This is a genomic window from Peptoniphilus gorbachii (genome assembly GCF_016908115.1).
In the GTDB taxonomy this organism is placed as follows: Bacteria; Bacillota; Clostridia; order Tissierellales; family Peptoniphilaceae; genus Peptoniphilus_A; species Peptoniphilus_A gorbachii.
Map to the genome: position 1 here is coordinate 17,359 of NZ_JAFBDH010000002.1, position 14,172 is coordinate 31,530.

Here is a 14,172-nt window from a genome sequence, read left to right on the forward strand (position 1 = left end):
TTTGATTCAAAAAATTAGAATCTTTAACAATAAAATTCTTTACTTCTAAAAGATTTGCTGAATCTTAACCCAAATACTTAAAATAAAATCAACTATATCTGTCCCATCATTTAGCCTAATAAATACAGGTTCTAATGTTGATATTTTTCCTAATGAGTAAGGAACAATTTCATACTGATTTTCTTATTCATACTTATCTAAACTATCATATACTTTAAAAGTAACATATTCTTTATCCTCAGTTGTTTCTTGATAAGCAAAAACATTAATATTAATAAAGAATGTAATTATTAATATTAAAATTGTTTTTTTCCATTGTTAATATCTCTTTTAATTTAGTCTATTTTAAATATGCAAGCTCTGCATTTACTTTTTCTGATTTTTCTTCCTTCATCTCGTCCTTTGAGATAATGTCTTTTACCTTCATTAGCCTTGTTATATTTGCTCTTTCACTTTCATCAAGTTTTGAGCGAATATATTTTATAGTTTCTTCTAAATCTGGTATTGTTTTATACTCAAGGGCATTTACTCTTCTTCTTGTTTTTTCTATCTCATTGGCAAGAAGTTGTGCCGCCTTTTCCTTTTGGGTAAGAGTTAAAAGTTCATCCATAACTTCTGTAAGATCGTCTATGGCATAGTCAAGGTCAGATGTTGTTTGTGCATATCCATAAGGATATCGAGATGCATCTTCAGCTGTCTTTTTTGTTATAAATTCCATCTCTGGCACATCAACAGACATTACATTTTTCTTTTTGATATTAACAAGAGTTTTCATTGTGGGAAGTGAAATTGCTTCTTCTAACATTTCTGGACTCATAGCAGCTGATGCCATGAGAAAGGCTTTAAAAGAATTTTGTAATTTTTCTTCCACTTCAAGTCTAAGCTTTTTATTTTCCTTTATGAGAGTGATAAATTGTCTCATAAGTTCGTCTTGCTTGTCCTTTAAAAGTTTGTGTCCTCTTTTTGATGTTTCTAATTTATCTTTTAAAATGGACAAATTCATTCTTGTGGGATTTACTTTAAGTCTTGTCATTATAATCCCTCATTTTCTAAATTTTCAGAATCTTTAGAATCTTTCTCCTTATCGCCCAAATATTTTTCAATTAATTTGTCGTCAATTCTCTTTAGTTCTGTTTTAGGTATTATAGATAAAAGTTCCCAACCTAAATTCAAAGTATCTTCAATAGGTCTATTTGTTTCAAAACCTTGAGATACATATTGTTTTTCAAACAAATCAGCAAATCTTGCAAAGGCCTTATCTGTATCTGATAGAGCAGTTTCGCCAAGAATGGCAGAAAGTTCCTTTGCTTCTTTACCTGCAGTGTAGGCTGCATAAATTTGGTTCATTGTATCAGCATGGTCTTCACGAGTTTTACCTTCGCCAATTCCCTTATCTTTAAGTCTTGAAAGTGATGGGATGGCATTAATAGGTGGTTCAAGTCCTTGCTTATAAAGGTCAGTTGAAAGAATTATTTGTCCTTCAGTGATATAACCTGTAAGGTCAGGGATAGGGTGAGTGATGTCTCCTTCTGGCATTGTCAAAATTGGAATTTGTGTAATGGATCCTTCTCTACCCTTAATTCTTCCTGCTCTTTCATAAATACCTGCAAGGTCTGTGTATAAATAACCAGGGTAACCACGTCTACCTGGAACTTCTTTTCTTGCGGCAGAAACTTCTCTTAGGGCTTCAGCATAATTTGTCATATCTGTCAAAATTACAAGTACGTGTTTTCCAAGTTCAAAGGCCAAATATTCTGCTGCAGTTAGCGCCATTTTTGGTGTTGCAAGTCTTTCAATTGCTGGGTCATTGGCAAGATTCATAAATAAAACTGCTCTATCTATAGCTCCTGTCTTTGTGAAGTCATCTATAAAGTATTGAGCTTCTTCAAAAGTAATACCCATGGCTGCAAATACTACGGCAAAGTCTCCACCTGAAAGTACAGTTGCTTGTCTTGCTATTTGTGCTGCAAGTTCGTTATGGGGAAGTCCTGCTTCAGAGAATATTGGAAGTTTTTGTCCCCTAACAAGAGTGTTAAGTCCATCAATTACAGATACACCTGTTTGAATAAATTCTGATGGATAGTCTCTTGAAACTGGATTTATTGCAGTTCCGTTAATATCTATTTTTTCTTCAGGAATAATTTTTGGACCATCGTCAATTGGTTCTCCAAGTCCGTCAAAAACTCTACCAATCATATCTGGTGAAACACCAAGTTCAAGTGGCTTTCCTAAAAATCTTACGCTTGTGTCCATTAAGTTAATTCCACTGGAACCTTCAAAAATTTGAACCATGGCCTTGTCGCCTTCAATTTCTATAACACGACCACGCCTCTTTTCGCCGGTTTGAAGTTCGATGTCCACAAGTTCTTCGTAGGCTGCACCTTCTACTCCTTCAACAGTCATAAGAGGTCCAACGACTTCTGTTACTGATTTATATTCTTTAAGCATCTACATCACCGACCTCTTCTAATTCTTTAAGTTCACTGTCAATTTTATCTTTTATTGCGTCGATTTTTCCCAAGTCATCATTAGGAAGGTACTTCATTCTGGCAATATTTTCTTTTACATCAAGTTTTTCAATTTCACTAAAGTAGACTCCATTTTCTAGTGCTTCTTGACATTTGTCATAGAAGTATAGAATTGTGTCAAGCATCTTAAATTGCTTTTCAAGTGGACAGAAAGTATCAACATCGTGGAAGGCATTTTGTTGTAAAAAGTCTTCACGAATTGACTTAGTAGTGTCAAGTTTAACTTGGTCTTCATCAGATAATGTGTCACGACCTACAAGTCTTACAACTTCAAGTAGTGTTGTTTCTTCTTGTAAAAGTGCCATTGCCCTCTTTCTAAGTTTTGAAAATCTTCTATCAACTTTTTCATCTAAATATTTGTCAATTTTTGCTTGATATAGTGAATAAGAATCAATCCAGTTAATAGCTGGGAAGTGTCTTTGATAAGACAAATCGTAGTCTAACTTCCAGAATATTTTTACGATTCTAAGTGTGTTTTGTGTAACTGGTTCAGAAATATCTCCACCTGGAGGAGAAACTGCACCTATAACTGAAAGTGCTCCTTCTCTTTCTTCAGATGCATTTACAATTACACGACCAGCCCTTTCATAAAACTCTGCAATTCTTGAACCAAGATAAGCTGGATAACCTTCGTCACCAGGCATTTCTTCAAGACGACCAGACATTTCACGAAGAGCTTCAGCCCAACGAGATGTAGAGTCTGCCATCATGGCAACTGAATAGCCCATATCTCTAAAATATTCAGAAATTGTGATTCCTGTATAAATTGATGCTTCACGAGCTGCTACTGGCATGTTAGAAGTGTTGGCAATAAGAACTGTCCTCTTCATAATTGACTCGCCAGTTGTAGGGTCCATTAGCTCTGGAAATTCCATAAGTACATCAGTCATTTCGTTTCCACGCTCTCCGCAACCTACATAGACAACTATTTGTGCATCTGCCCATTTTGCAAGTTGATGTTGTACAACTGTTTTACCTGAACCGAAAGGTCCTGGAATAGCAGCAGTACCACCCTTAGTAATTGGGAAAAATGTATCTATTACTCTTTGTCCAGTAACAAGTGGTTCCTTTGGGTCAATTTTTTTCTTGAAAGGTCTTCCCTTTCTTACTGGCCATTTTTGTAGCATTGTGAGATTTTCATCGCCCTTTTCTGTTTCTATAACTGCAATAGTTTCTTCAACAGTAAAGGAACCTTCCTTTATGTCTTTGACCTTACCCTTAATTCCATTAGGAACCATGATTTTGTGAGTTACAACTGATGTCTCCTCTACTGTACCAAGGATATCTCCCGTTTGAACATTATCTCCTACATTTGCAACTTTTTTAAATTCCCATTTCTTTTCTCTATTTAAAGGATTTACTATAACTCCTCTTTTTAAAAAGTCTCCGGCTTCATCTCTAAGTCCAACAAGAGGTCTTTGAATGCCGTCAAACATTTGCTCGATCATTCCAGGTCCAAGCTCAACGGAAAGTGGTGCTCCTGTTGTATAAACTTCATCTCCAGGGCCAATACCTGTAGTTTCTTCGTAAACTTGAATGGAAGCTTTGTCGCCTCTCATTTCAATAACTTCACCAATTAGTCTGTCTTTAGAAACTTCTACTACATCATAAACATTGGCATCTTCCATGCCAGATGCTACAACTAGTGGCCCGGATACTTTAATTATCTTTCCTGATTTCAATAAAGCTCCTCCTTTATAAAAAGGTGATTAATCACCTAATATATTTGCTCCAACTGCCTTTTCAACATTTTTGTTCAAATTCTTCATACCAATACCAAGAGTTCCCTTATTTGAAGGAATAACTATAATTGCTGGCAATAATTTGTCATTATATCTCTCTATAGTATTTGGTATTTTTGCAGCAAGTTCTTCTGTAATATAAATTACACCATAATCTTTTTTGGCAAGAGCATCAACTTTTGCCCTTGCGTCCTTTTCTTCGTAACTAACGAAGACATCTATCCCTATTGCCTTAAAGGATAAAACTGAATCTTTGTCGCCAATAACTGCAATTTTATACATAAGTATCACGCAACTTTTCTCTAATAAATTCACTGTCAAGTCCATTTAGTTTGGAAACTAAAATGATTCTAAGATTTTTAATCTCCATTTCCTTTGCCAAAGCATTGGCAAAAACAACTTCTGGACCATAAGTGATGTACTTTACATCTTTTATCAAATCTATAAAGTAATTGTCCATCTCTCTTTCAAAATCTGAAAGATTTCCCATTTCCTTAAAGGAATCAAGTGCCTCTTTTATATACTTGTAAATTTCAAGTTTTTTAAAGGCATCTGTATCTGAACTTATATCTCTATTTAATAAATCAAAATAAGTTTCCTCTCTAACATTGCCGCCTTCAATAATTATACTCCTTAAAAATTCTACGCTTTTTTCTTGCTTCTTAGCCCTTAAAAGTGTCCTAATATTTGTAAAATCAATTAAATTCTTTGCATATTTTATAAATAAATCCACCTTAGACTCTTTTGCAAGTTCAAGAAGTTCAGTAAAGTAAGCATTATCTAGATAAATATCAATCAGCTGTGGATCTTTCTTTTCTTCATAAAGCTCCTCAACCCTTGTTATGAGTTCAAAATACTTATTTTTTTTGCTTCCCTTTAAAAGAGCGTCCTTATATTCTTTTAGATCAAAATCTCCAATATTCATATAGAGATCTTTTAAATCCTTTTTCCCAATATCTTCTTTTATTAGCACCTTTAAATTGTGATAAAAATACTTTAAAGTAAGAAGTTTTACTGGAATTTTAGAAGGAGAAATATCAAAAAGCTCATCATAAAAATTTGTGAGTTCCTCTTTTAAAATATATTCATATTCTGTGGGAGAAGAAAGTTTATTAATATACTTGTTATAAACTGTATCAGATAGAGATCTAAGTGCGTCTTCCAAAGTTTCTGTTTCAGAAATTCTTATAAAGTTTTCACTTTTTAAAAATTCCTTTTCCAAAACTCTAAGTCTTGTAGAACTTTGGATGAATTTACTTTTATCCATTTAACCACCTTTTCCCTTAACTGAAAAGTTTTTCAGCCAAAAATTTTTCCAAGTCTTCTCTTTCAGATTTTACAATAGATTTAAAATCACCATTGTAAATTAAATTTCCATTGTGAAGGACAAAACCTCTTTCTACATCGGTTTCAGACACCTTAAAGTCAAGATCTGCATTTTTTACTGCATCTCTATATTTACTTGGCACATCTAATATAGAATTTTTGTCTTCTACACCTTTAACATTATTTTTTACAAATTTTATAAAATCTTCTTCTGACAAATTTTCTAGCTCAGCTACTGCCTCTTCAAGAACTTTATCAATTAATTTGTGCTTTTCAGCTAGAATATTATCTCTTGCTTTTAACTCAGCACTGGATTTTGCCCTTTTTAAAATGTCTTCTCTTTCTTTTTTTGAGATTTCATTAATTTTATCAGCTAAAAATTTTGCGTCATCTTCTCTTTTTTCTACAACAAGATGTTGTTTTTCTTCTGCTTCCTTTATAATTTCATCAGCCTTAGTTTTTGCATCCTCAATAATTTTATTTAAAATATTTTCAAGTCCTGCCATAGTATCACCTAGGCTCTAAATAGAATAAAGAATGAAATTGCAAAGGCAAGAATTGCATAAAGTTCAACCATTACTGCAAAGATAATCCCCTTTGCTTGTTGTTCTTCATTTTTTGCCAAGATGTTAATACCTGCAACAGAAACTTTTCCTTGTGCAACTGCAGATACAAGTCCAGCAAGACCAATAACGGCACCACTTGCCATGTACATAAATCCTGTGTTTACTGGAACATCTGGTGAAAGTCTAAATAATATAAATAGTCCAATTACAAATCCATAAAGACCTTGTGTACCTGGAAGTAGTTGAAGTACAAGAGATTTACCAAATTTTTCTGGTTCATCAATTACTACACCTGCAGCAGCTTCCCCTGCCATACCTACTCCCTTAGCAGATCCTGCACCAGAAAGTGCTACTGCAAAGAAGATCCCTAGAGATCCTAAAATCAATCCACCATATTGTCCCATTAATCCATTTAACATAATTTTCCTCCTAGTCTATATTAAAGTAATCTGAATTTTCTATCATTTTTTTGAAAGGTATGCCTCCACCTTCATAAAATTTATTAAACATTTCTACATAAGTAAGCCTTGCTGTATGAACATAAGCTGACAAATAAGAAAGAAAGGCATTAAATAATTGAAATACCACAAAAATTACTATTGCAAATAATTTTCCAAGTATATTTGATTCAAAAAGCATTCCTGCAATCATGTTTATGGCAAGTCCCAAGAAGGAACCTGATAAAACTAGCGCCATAAGTCTTAGGTAAGATACGAAATCACCAAGATAAGATGAAATTCCATATAGAGAATAAATTCCCCAACCTATTTTTGCACCAGTGGATTTTTCTTCTCTACCACCAGTTGCAACTATTCCTATCATGCCAAGTACCATTACAACTAAAAATACTTTGCCAAAGGCTGCAACTTGTGGAAGGAATTTACTTAAAATAAATCCAATTGCTCCCAAAACTGCCATATACCAAAAACCAACATCAAAAAGTGCATCCTTTGGTTTGCCATCACGAATATTCATATAAGCCTTTATGCCAAGGGCAAAGAATATGTGAATGCCACCAAGAATTAGTGAGAGAATTACTAAAAGTGTAGAATCCTCTGCTGGATCTATAAGTGCTGGGAATTTTATTATTCCTCCAAAGAAGGAACCAAATACAAGCCCAAATATTATTGTAGAAATTGAAAGATAATTAAAAAATTTAATAAATCTTCTCTTTTTATCTGTCAATTTAAATTTTTTAAGGGCAAAAAGTGTACCTAAAAATACTAATAGGCCATAGCCAAAGTCGCCAACCATTATACCTGCAAATATGAAATAAAAAGGCGCAAAGAAAGGCGTCGGATCAATTTCATTATATTTTGGCATGGAATACATTTCCGTCATAAGCTCAAAAGGACTTACAAAGGAATTGTTTTTTAGTAAAATTGGCACTTTATCAGAATCTCTCTTGGCATCTTCTGCACTTAGATAATAATTTTCGCCACATACTTTTTTAACTTCATTTTCAAAATCTTCTAATTTTTCACTTGGAACATAACCTTCTATTAAATCAAGTTCTGTAGTCTTTAAAAATTTTCTCTCTGACATTATCTTAATTTTTTCATTTCGATAAAATTCATAGGAAAATTTAAAATCTTCCAAATATTTTAAATAAGTCTTTAAGTCTTCTTCTATGTTTTTATTTTTTTCATAAAGAAACTCTTTGTCTCTTTCATAGGAGTCTATCTTGTCCTTAACTTTGCCATCTGCCTTAATGTTTATAGGTGTGAAGCCATAAGTTGAAAATAGGGACCTTATATTTTCATCAATAGATTTTTCCACTATCATGAGATAATAATAAAAATTCTTGTCCTTTGAGACTCTTTCAATATATGCTAGCTCATTTTTTATAAATTCACTTTCAAATTCAGCTACATGATTTGAAGATATTGTACCTGTGTAAATGTTTACAGCACCCATATCGTTTATCCTAGATAAGGAGGATGAAAGATTCTCCCAAGGTTTTAATTCGCCTATCTTGGAATCGATATTTTGAATTTTGCTATTATTTTTATCTTTTTCATCAACTAAGACTTTTATCTCACCGTCTATTTTTTCAAAGGGAAAGGTCATTGCTCTAGCTGCAAGTTCCTCTAAAGTGATGTTTTTTACTCCATCTTTCATGGCCTTAATAGGATTTTCCTTTTCCTTAAACTGAAGAAGCAGATCAATATCTTCCTTAGACCTTTTGATTTTATCATCAATTTCAATTAAATCTTCTGAAGATCTAGGTCTTGTGAAATCATCTTCTGACAAATCATGGTCAATTTTAGACTCATCAATGTGAACATAATTAAATTTTTGAAATTTATCAATTAATTTAACTCTATCCTCATCAAAGATAAAGAGTTTGAAATTTTTCATATTAACTATTGCCATTATTCACAATCCTCTCTACCACTGACTTTACAATTTCAGCTTCTTTGTCTTTAGAAATATTTGAAATTTTAGCAATCTTCTTCTCTTCTTCTTCTCTTATTGGCAGTATTGATTCTTCTCCCTCAAGTCTTGCCTTTTTAAGAAATTCATTCTTACTTTCATTTGCCTTATTAACAATTGAATCGTAAGACTTATCTGCTAGAACTCTTGCATTTTCAATAATTTCCTTAGCCTTAACCTCTGCGTCGTCAATAATTTTTTTTGCTTCAGCTTCAGTGTCTCTAACTTTTTTTACTGCATCATCTGACACTAAATCACCTCCAATGTAAAATCTTTCTTAAACTAATTATAACACTTGTTAAATTATTATTTAACTATAATAATAAGAATTTTAATTTTAGTTACTTTTACTTGATACCCTATTAGAATTTCTTTATTTAAAATTAATTGAAAAAAAAAGAATTTAATTGTTTTTTTTATCAAAAGTAACTTAAAAATCTATAAAGTGGAGAAAAATAATATAAAAAAATACTTTTGTTAAAAAAACCACTGTTAAAAAAACAGTGGCTGAAAATTTTTAAAATTTTATAATTTTATTTGTTTAAAATATTTTTAAAAGCATTCATATTGTAAATCTTTGAAACTAAAATAATTGAAAGCAACTTGTCTAGGTAGTCTGTAATAATTTGAACTCCTAGGACAATTACAAAATCTGAAATATCTATAATTGCACGAAGGGCTTGGACAATATAAGATGATCCAGCTGTTGTAACTGTACCAAAAAGATAAGTTGCAATAAGTGCAGATGAAATTGCTGCTGGTATAGACATAACTGGTGTTAGATAAAATTTAGAAAGAAAATCCTCTCTCTTTAAAAATTTAAAATAACCTGCTGTGAAACCTACTATAATTTGTGTAGGCATAAAATACAGGGCAACAGGATCTGAAATTGTATTTACTAAAGCTGTTATTACTCCTGCTAAAATACCAAATACTGGACCAAAGGCAAAGCCTGCCATAACTGTTCCAATTGAATCTAAATAAACTGGAAGTTTAATCATAAGTCCAATCCATGAGCCTACCATATTCATGGCAATGCAAAGTGCCAAAATCGTTATTTTTTTTGTACTAATTTTCATAAAATATCACCTAAAACTTTCTCATCAACTTCACTTTTTGTAATTTCTTCTAAAAAATACTTCCAAACTTCATAGACATCTAAGTCTTCATAAAGAATTATATTTTTTTCTCTCTTCATAAAGTCCATTTCATCAACCATAAGCATTCCCCTAGCTGGTCCATCTGTTATGCACTCTGCATTAAAGGACCTGCCTCTGAAAAACTCTGGCTTTCTTTCAAGAAGAATTGTAAGTGGATCATTTATAACAGATCCTATAATTTTTTCATATTCCCAGTGAAAATCCATATAAAAATCTGTAATTTTTTCAATGAAATTTCCCATAGTCGGATTTAGTCTTTTCATGTAGGACAAAATACTAGGTGTAAGGACGAATTTTCTCGTGACATCAAGAGGCATAATTTCAACTTTTCTTGGTGCATTTTTTATTACATAGTCTGCCGCATCTGGATCTACATAAAAATTAAATTCAGCAACTGGACTCATGTTACCATGACTCTTAAAATTGCCACCCATAATAATAATTCTAGTGTCTAAAAAGGCATCTCTGTCCCTTTTTAAGGCTCTAGCAATATTTGTTAATGGTCCCAAGGCAAAAATTGTAAGATTTCCTTTTCTAGCTTCTTGAATTAAAAAGTCTATGGCATCTCCATCTACTTCTTTTTCATCAAAATCAAGATAAGTTTCGCCAAGCCCATCTTCGCCATGTGTGTCCTCTGCGTTAATAAAATCTTTAATTAGAGGAGCTTCACTTCCCATGTAAATTTTAAAGTCTCGATTTAGAAACTTTGAAAGTCTCAGTATGTTTTTTCTTCCCTTTTCAATATGAACATTACCTGAAACCAAAGAGATCCCGAGGATTTTATATTCCTTTAGCTTAGCTGCAAGCATAATAGCTATAGAATCATCAATCCCGGGATCTGCGTCGATAATAATTTTTTTCATTTTAACCTCCATTTCTTTGGAGAACAATTAGTTTTTTATACTTGGAGTTCCCGAACAAGTGAAACTTATTATACAATAAATTTAAAAAATAGACAAGTTTATAGTCATGAAGTATAATTGATTTAGGCAAAATTAATTTATGTAGGTAGAATTATAATTTAACTTGGAGTGATTACATGAAAAAAATTTTTAAAATACTAATTTTATTTGCTTTAGCACTAACACTTTTTGCTTGCAACAAGAAAAATAATCCAGCCGAAACAAATAAAGTTGAAGAAAAAGATAAAACTACAGCAACTGCTATTGAGCTAGAAAAAATGCCAATTGAAAACTTTGATTTTCAAACAATGGATATTTTAGATGGAAATGTCATTAAATCAGAAGAATTTTACAAAGAAAAACCTCTAACACTTGTAAATGTTTGGGGAACATTTTGTGGACCATGTAAAGAAGAAATGCCTGATCTTGCAAAATTATATGATGAATACAAGGACAAAATGAACTTCCTTGGAGTTGTGGTAGATACAAATGTTAGTATGGACACAAATGTGGAAGAAGCACAAAAAATAATTAAAGATTCTGGCGTAAATTATAAAAATATTATGCCAAACCCAACTACGGAAGACACTTTAGTTAATATAACTGCTATGCCAACTACATTTTTTGTAAATAGTGAGGGAAAAGTTCTTGGTGGTTTTGTTGGTAAAGCTGACAAAGACTCCTTAAAGGCAACAATTGACAAATTGTTAGAAGAAAATAAATAAGAATAACTTATAAAAACTTAAAAAATCATTATAAATGACTAGTTTATAAAAATTTATTAAGTCGTAAAGATTTACTAGCTTGCAAGATATTTACAAGTAGCAAGTCTTTAATAAGTCATATAAGTCTACAAGTTGATAAAAATTAAGAGATGGGAGACCATCTCTTTTTTTATCAACTGACTCTTAATCAGTGGCCCTTATTTATCTATAAATTTTCTTGATATAGGTCCTTAAAATTGGGTAAATAACAATACATAGGAGGAATAACAATATGATTTATGATTATAAAGTAGAAAAACAAGATGGATCTTTCTTAGACTTAAAGGATTTAAAGGGTAAAGTCATCTTAATAGTAAACACTGCAACTAGATGCGGCTTTACACCCCAATACAATGACCTACAAGACCTTTACGACAAGTACCATAACAAGGGACTTGAAATAATTGACATACCTTGCAATCAATTTAAGGAACAGGCGCCTGAAAGTGATGAAGAAATATCAAAATTCTGCCAATTGAATTTTAATATTGAATTTCCACAAATGAAGAAGGCTGAAGTAAATGGAGAAAATGAAATTGACCTTTATAAGTTTTTAAAATCTCAAAAGGGATTTGAAGGCTTTGGACATGGTCCCAAGGCACTTGCCATGGCAACACTTTTAAAGTCTAGGGATAAGGACTACAAAAACAATCCTGATATCAAATGGAACTTCACAAAATTCTTAGTTGATAGGGATGGAAATGTAGTTGAGAGATTTGAGCCAACTGCAAAAATGGATCTTGTCGATGAAAAAATTTCAAAATTAATTTAAAAAATCAGCTCACAGGAGCTGATTCTTTTTTTTGCTTTATTTTAATTTTTACAAACATCAAGCCAAGCCTTATAGTTTGAACACTTTTCTAGTTCTTCTATTGACATTTCTATTGCACTATTACTAGATCCACATGCAGGAAAAACTGTGACAATTCTTTTTAAAGACTCATCCAGATAAACATCTACATCATCTTTTATGGCAAAGGGACAAACTCCCCCTACCTTATGCCCTATTAGTTCTTCAACCCTATCTTTTTCAATCATTTTTGCCTTGCTGCCAAAAATTCTTTTAAATTTCTTATTATCGATTTTGACATCTCCTGCAGTTACAATTATTATTGCTTTTTCCTTTAAAATAAAGGAAAGGCTCTTGGCAATCCTTTCTGGCTAACAATTTAAGGCTGCCGCTGCAAGCTCTACATTTGCACTAGAAGTGTCAAAATCTATTATCCTATCCTCAAGACCAAAAACTTTAAAATAGCTTTTAACTTTTTCTATACTAATTTTTATCACTCCATAAATTTTTATAATTATATCACAACTTAATTTTTATGTTAAAAAAATCTTTTTATTTTTAAATATCTGCAATTGAATTTTAATTTAATTTTTTCCAAGTTACTTTTAAAAAATTTCCTCAAATTTTAAATTTTAAAACTTTTTTATTTAAATATTTTTCTCAATAGTATTTATAGAGTGTAAAATTCCATAAAAAAAGAGCGAGTTTCCTCGCCCTTAAATGTTTTAATTTTTATTTTAATCTAAATGATTAGTCAAGAATCTTAGATACTACTCCAGATGCTACTGTTCTACCACCTTCACGAATAGCGAATCTTAATCCTTCGTCCATTGCGATTGGTGTGATTAGTGTTACTGTAAATGTGGAGTTATCTCCTGGCATTACCATTTCTGTTCCTTCTTTTAGTTGGATATCTCCTGTTACGTCTGTTGTTCTGAAGTAGAATTGTGGTCTGTATCCGTTAAAGAATGGTGTATGTCTTCCACCTTCTTCTTTTGTTAGTACATATACTTCTGCTTCAAATTTTGTATGTGGGTGAATTGTTCCTGGTGCTGCTAATACTTGTCCTCTTTGGATTTCTTCTCTTTGTACACCTCTTAGTAGGGCTCCGATGTTGTCTCCTGCTTCGGCTTGGTCTAGTTGTTTTCTAAACATTTCTACACCTGTTACTACTACTTGTCTCTTTTCTTCTGTAAGTCCTACTACTTCTACAGTATCTCCTACTTTTACTACACCTTGTTCTACTCTTCCTGTTGCTACTGTTCCTCTTCCTGTGATTGAGAAGATGTCTTCAATTGGCATTAGGAATGGGTGTTCTGTATCTCTTGCTGGTGTTGGAATGTATTCGTCTACTTCTTCCATTAGTTTTACGATTTTGTCTCCCCATTCTCCGTCTGGATCGTCAAGTGCTTTTAGGGCTGATCCTACTACGATTGGTGTGTTGTCTCCGTCAAAGTCGTATTCTGAAAGTAGGTCTCTTACTTCCATTTCTACTAATTCGATTAGTTCTGGGTCATCTACTTGGTCTTCTTTGTTTAGGAATACTACAATCTTTGGTACACCTACTTGACGAGCTAGTAGAATGTGTTCTCTTGTTTGTGGCATTGGACCATCAGCTGCTGATACTACTAGGATAGCGCCGTCCATTTGTGCTGCTCCTGTAATCATGTTCTTTACATAGTCAGCGTGTCCTGGGCAGTCTACGTGAGCGTAGTGTCTGTTTGGTGTTTCATATTCTACGTGAGAAGTTGAAATTGTGATTCCTCTTTCTCTTTCTTCTGGTGCCTTGTCAATGTGTGCGTAGTCTACGAATTCTCCTCCACCGTATCTCTTGTTCATTACAAGTGTGATTGCTGCTGTAAGAGTTGTCTTACCGTGGTCAACGTGACCAATTGTTCCAATGTTTACGTGTGGTTTATTTCTTTCAAATTTTGCTTTAGCCATTATTAATCCTCCTA

15 protein-coding genes are annotated in these 14,172 nt (G+C 32.6%); 2 read left to right on the forward strand and 13 right to left on the reverse strand.

The genetic code is table 11. The features are described from left to right. Positions 1–340: 340 nt before the first annotated feature. From JOD41_RS02195 to JOD41_RS02245, 11 genes are all read right to left on the reverse strand, one after another. On the reverse strand, positions 341–1,033 hold the full coding sequence (locus JOD41_RS02195) for a V-type ATP synthase subunit D (RefSeq protein ID WP_205051416.1): 693 nt from the start codon (positions 1,031–1,033) through the stop codon (positions 341–343). After that, positions 1,033–2,448, reverse strand: a complete 1,416-nt coding sequence (locus JOD41_RS02200; RefSeq protein WP_156700769.1) for a V-type ATP synthase subunit B — start codon at positions 2,446–2,448, stop codon at positions 1,033–1,035. Before JOD41_RS02200 ends, JOD41_RS02195 begins: the two co-directional genes overlap by 1 nt. Further along, positions 2,441–4,210 carry a V-type ATP synthase subunit A gene (locus JOD41_RS02205; protein WP_205051417.1) on the reverse strand — a complete coding sequence of 590 codons (1,770 nt, stop codon included), beginning with the start codon at positions 4,208–4,210 and terminating at the stop codon, positions 2,441–2,443. The genes JOD41_RS02200 and JOD41_RS02205 overlap by 8 nt, the downstream gene beginning before the upstream one ends. A 27-nt stretch (positions 4,211–4,237) precedes the next feature. After that, complete coding sequence (locus JOD41_RS02210; RefSeq protein ID WP_019107528.1) at positions 4,238–4,552, reverse strand: V-type ATP synthase subunit F; 315 nt, start codon at positions 4,550–4,552, stop codon at positions 4,238–4,240. Further along, a complete protein-coding gene (locus JOD41_RS02215; protein ID WP_205051418.1) occupies positions 4,545–5,537 on the reverse strand; it encodes a V-type ATP synthase subunit C in 993 nt (330 codons plus the stop codon). The genes JOD41_RS02210 and JOD41_RS02215 overlap by 8 nt, the downstream gene beginning before the upstream one ends. A 16-nt stretch (positions 5,538–5,553) precedes the next feature. Then, positions 5,554–6,102 (reverse strand): V-type ATP synthase subunit E, encoded by a 549-nt coding sequence (locus JOD41_RS02220; RefSeq protein ID WP_205051419.1) that lies wholly within the window; start codon positions 6,100–6,102, stop codon positions 5,554–5,556. An 8-nt stretch (positions 6,103–6,110) separates the two neighbouring features. Further along, positions 6,111–6,581, reverse strand: a complete 471-nt coding sequence (locus tag JOD41_RS02225; protein WP_156700761.1) for a V-type ATP synthase subunit K — start codon at positions 6,579–6,581, stop codon at positions 6,111–6,113. 10 nt (positions 6,582–6,591) lie between these two features. Then, entirely contained in the window at positions 6,592–8,538 is a 1,947-nt protein-coding gene (locus JOD41_RS02230) for a V-type ATP synthase subunit I (RefSeq protein ID WP_205051420.1), read from the reverse strand. After that, complete coding sequence (locus tag JOD41_RS02235) at positions 8,525–8,848, reverse strand: hypothetical protein (protein ID WP_205051421.1); 324 nt, start codon at positions 8,846–8,848, stop codon at positions 8,525–8,527. The genes JOD41_RS02230 and JOD41_RS02235 overlap by 14 nt, the downstream gene beginning before the upstream one ends. 283 nt (positions 8,849–9,131) lie before the next feature. Continuing rightward, positions 9,132–9,677 (reverse strand): ECF transporter S component, encoded by a 546-nt coding sequence (locus JOD41_RS02240; RefSeq protein WP_205051422.1) that lies wholly within the window; start codon positions 9,675–9,677, stop codon positions 9,132–9,134. Next, positions 9,674–10,621, reverse strand: coding sequence for a nucleoside hydrolase (locus JOD41_RS02245; protein ID WP_205051423.1), 948 nt, complete (start codon positions 10,619–10,621; stop codon positions 9,674–9,676). Before JOD41_RS02245 ends, JOD41_RS02240 begins: the two co-directional genes overlap by 4 nt. A 176-nt stretch (positions 10,622–10,797) precedes the next feature. Here JOD41_RS02245 and JOD41_RS02250 point away from each other — a divergent pair, with 176 nt between their 5' ends. Both JOD41_RS02250 and JOD41_RS02255 read left to right on the forward strand, forming a co-directional pair. Continuing rightward, positions 10,798–11,385 carry a TlpA family protein disulfide reductase gene (locus JOD41_RS02250; protein ID WP_205051424.1) on the forward strand — a complete coding sequence of 196 codons (588 nt, stop codon included), beginning with the start codon at positions 10,798–10,800 and terminating at the stop codon, positions 11,383–11,385. 271 nt (positions 11,386–11,656) lie between these two features. Beyond that, on the forward strand, positions 11,657–12,196 hold the full coding sequence (locus JOD41_RS02255; RefSeq protein ID WP_205051425.1) for a glutathione peroxidase: 540 nt from the start codon (positions 11,657–11,659) through the stop codon (positions 12,194–12,196). A 41-nt stretch (positions 12,197–12,237) separates the two neighbouring features. Here JOD41_RS02255 and JOD41_RS09140 read toward each other — a convergent pair whose 3' ends face one another. Both JOD41_RS09140 and tuf read right to left on the reverse strand, forming a co-directional pair. Further along, positions 12,238–12,576 (reverse strand): YbaK/EbsC family protein, encoded by a 339-nt coding sequence (locus JOD41_RS09140; protein WP_338046848.1) that lies wholly within the window; start codon positions 12,574–12,576, stop codon positions 12,238–12,240. A gap of 388 nt (positions 12,577–12,964) precedes the next feature. Further along, positions 12,965–14,158: an elongation factor Tu gene (gene tuf, locus JOD41_RS02265; protein ID WP_205051426.1), complete on the reverse strand. Its 1,194-nt coding sequence runs from the start codon at positions 14,156–14,158 to the stop codon at positions 12,965–12,967. Between the last annotated feature and the right edge of the window lie 14 nt (positions 14,159–14,172).